Source organism: Shewanella sp. 5S214 (genome assembly GCF_041439795.1).
Lineage (GTDB): Bacteria > Pseudomonadota > Gammaproteobacteria > Enterobacterales > Shewanellaceae > Shewanella > Shewanella vesiculosa.
The window spans coordinates 1-1,642 of record NZ_JBGOOV010000068.1; the positions used below are offsets into that span (position 1 = coordinate 1).

Below are 1,642 nucleotides of genomic sequence, written 5' to 3' on the forward strand. Positions count from 1 at the left end.
ATGTTGAGTTTTGGTGAGCTTCTCAGGATGTTTATCGGAATTCTCGCTAATACGCGGTTATGTAACAAAGAGGGACTTAAATCCTCCTCTGGTTGTATGACTAAAAGCCCAGCTTTGTTGTAATTATACCAGCTAGAACTCCATACCCGAGATTAACACATGTATCTTTTAGTTGAGATAGTGCACGATTGTAATTAAATTTGCTTTCTGAACTCTCAGGAATTAGATTTAATTCTTCTTGAACTATTTTGAGTTGTCGGTTGATTTTTGCTTTTGCAATATCATTTTCTATAAGTTTTAGTTGCTTTGAAAATTCATTTATAGAAAGTTTTAATTCTTGAGTTCTTGAATTAAGAAAGTCTTTATATGCTTCAGGTGTTAGCACTTGATTCCCTTCAGCATCAAGATTTATAACCTCACCGTTTTTTCCTATGTCAACAAATACAACTTGCGACATATCATCTGTAACAACTGTATTACGAGTTAACTTTAGATCGTCAACTTTTGCACCTTCGCCAATGTTAATAAATTTCATAACTACCTCTTTATTAGTATAGTGTCCTGATTTTAATCTAAGGTTAGAAAATGGGCAATTTAAATCGGTGAGATGTTACATAACAAATGCATCAACACGATTTGCTACACTCGGCGTTGTCAGTTTGTCTTTAGTTTCAGTGATTAAGGCGTTAAAATTCAGCTAGGTCTGTATAGTAGCAAACGTGTTATGCAGACGTTGAACTAAGCCGCTGCGCGGAGCCAAATTGTGACTCAATTGAGTGTATAACCCTCATTGAATCAGCCAAGCTTAAAGATGTATGATAGGAAAATACGATGAAAGGGAATTTCAATGAAACACTTACAAACCAAGCCATATTACCAGTTCAAAACTGCTCTACAGCCTAGAGCCAGCATCAAAAAAAGCAAATTCCTATAGCATACAGTATGCCAATTAATATGGACTAGGCATCGACCAAGTCCAACAAGCGGTTTGTGCCATGCAAACGGCGCAACGCACAAATACTAAAACGTTATGAAGCTAGGATTATCTTGTGAAATATTCTGATATCGGAAGTGCGATGGAAAAAAATATGGGCTCCCATGGCCTGAGAGGAGATAGTTATCTCTATTATGAGTTAGCAAGTTTTTTGCGAAAAACCGAAATCCCAACAGAATCGGAATTTGAAGTAATTATGTATTGCGCTTTCGAGGAGCTATCAGGGGTTAGTATAGATTCTTCTGAATATGTTCATATAAAGAAGTATAGTCATGGAGGGATGTCTTCGGGAATGGTTGCTCCGGAGGTTTGGAAAAATGAAATAATTCCGCATTTGAAAAGTACCATATATAATGGTGCTTGCTAGGTATAAAATGGCGTTTCATAACAAGCAAGTCAACGGGACACAAACAGCAGGCAGTGCTCGTATAGCCAGTTATTTTTAGCCCGTTAATATGGGCGTTACCCATAGAAATTTTAACCTGAAACTCACGAATTAGAATTAATGTTCTAACTCGTTTCTTTGCATAAATGATTTAGATTCCCTGATTGAAAAAGCCTAAATTCAGCTTTGAACTTGAGGCCGTTGAAGACTTTTTTATAAAAGAGTGCGTGAGCTGGCCCGCTAGCTTTCGTGGTACAGGTCGT

The 1,642-nt window shown here is 37.1% G+C and carries 2 protein-coding genes; one reads left to right on the forward strand and one right to left on the reverse strand.

Annotation, left to right across the window (positions count from 1 at the left end):
* Positions 1-100: 100 nt before the first annotated feature.
* Positions 101-535 carry a hypothetical protein gene (locus ACED29_RS21060; RefSeq protein WP_371698679.1) on the reverse strand — a complete coding sequence of 145 codons (435 nt, stop codon included), beginning with the start codon at positions 533-535 and terminating at the stop codon, positions 101-103.
* A 514-nt stretch (positions 536-1,049) separates the two neighbouring features.
* On the opposite strand from ACED29_RS21060, the gene ACED29_RS21065 reads away from it, so the two are divergent.
* Entirely contained in the window at positions 1,050-1,361 is a 312-nt protein-coding gene (locus tag ACED29_RS21065) for a hypothetical protein (protein ID WP_124016370.1), read from the forward strand.
* Positions 1,362-1,642 lie beyond the last annotated feature (281 nt).

Coding starts and splice junctions, on each gene's coding strand:
- ACED29_RS21060 (WP_371698679.1), bottom strand. CDS start 535: ATGAAATTTATTAACATTGGCGAAGGTGCAAAAGTTGACGATCTAAAG.